We start from the raw sequence: 593 nt of genomic DNA on the forward strand, positions 1-593 counted from the left end.
GTTTCTTATCCAACGGGGAATTGGAATAGATACCGAAAATTTCTTTGTATTCAATGCTTTTGACTCAAGAAATAATGGAATGGGAATGGTTCTCTTTGATAAGCGAAACATGGAATTCCGATTTTTCAGGAGGGATTCTCCCTTTGACTTTTTTAATTACGCAGCTTGGATAACTGTAAAAGAAAATCGTATTCAGTTTGTGGATAACTTTAATTCAATCCAAGAATTGAATATTGACGAGTTCTGGCAAAAGGCTGAATATATTGGCAAAGCCCAAATAGAACCTCTAAACCTTTCAAATTCATTCAATTGGACAAAAACAGCAATCATATCCTTGACTATAATCGTAGCTTTTCTATTGTTAAGCTATATCTTCCTAAGGTTTTTTCCGAAGCTAAGTCTGCCATTCATTAATTATTTTTTTAAATCATCTGAATTGAAGGGAAGTAATAGTTTAGAAATTGAAACAACCGATGAAGTAACAAAGATTTTTCATGAGCTTGACTCTCTGAAAGGTAAGCTGCTAGATACTGATGAATGTTCTTAACCGCTTAAATAACTGGACCAGTTTTGTTGCCTAAACTTAGGAACAA

At 33.6% G+C, this 593-nt stretch carries 1 protein-coding gene; it reads left to right on the forward strand.

Annotated features, from left to right (window positions below; translation table 11 throughout):
* Positions 1-109 precede the first annotated feature (109 nt).
* On the forward strand, positions 110-547 hold the full coding sequence (locus OU792_RS18620; protein ID WP_274671066.1) for a hypothetical protein: 438 nt from the start codon (positions 110-112) through the stop codon (positions 545-547).
* Positions 548-593 lie beyond the last annotated feature (46 nt).

It is taken from the genome of Algoriphagus sp. NF, assembly GCF_028823735.1.
Classification (GTDB): Bacteria; Bacteroidota; Bacteroidia; order Cytophagales; family Cyclobacteriaceae; genus Algoriphagus; species Algoriphagus marincola.

What these genes read in the sequence shown, in the direction of transcription:
- OU792_RS18620 (WP_274671066.1), top strand. Translation starts at nt 110, where the DNA reads ATGGAATTCCGATTTTTCAGGAGGGATTCTCCCTTTGACTTTTTTAAT.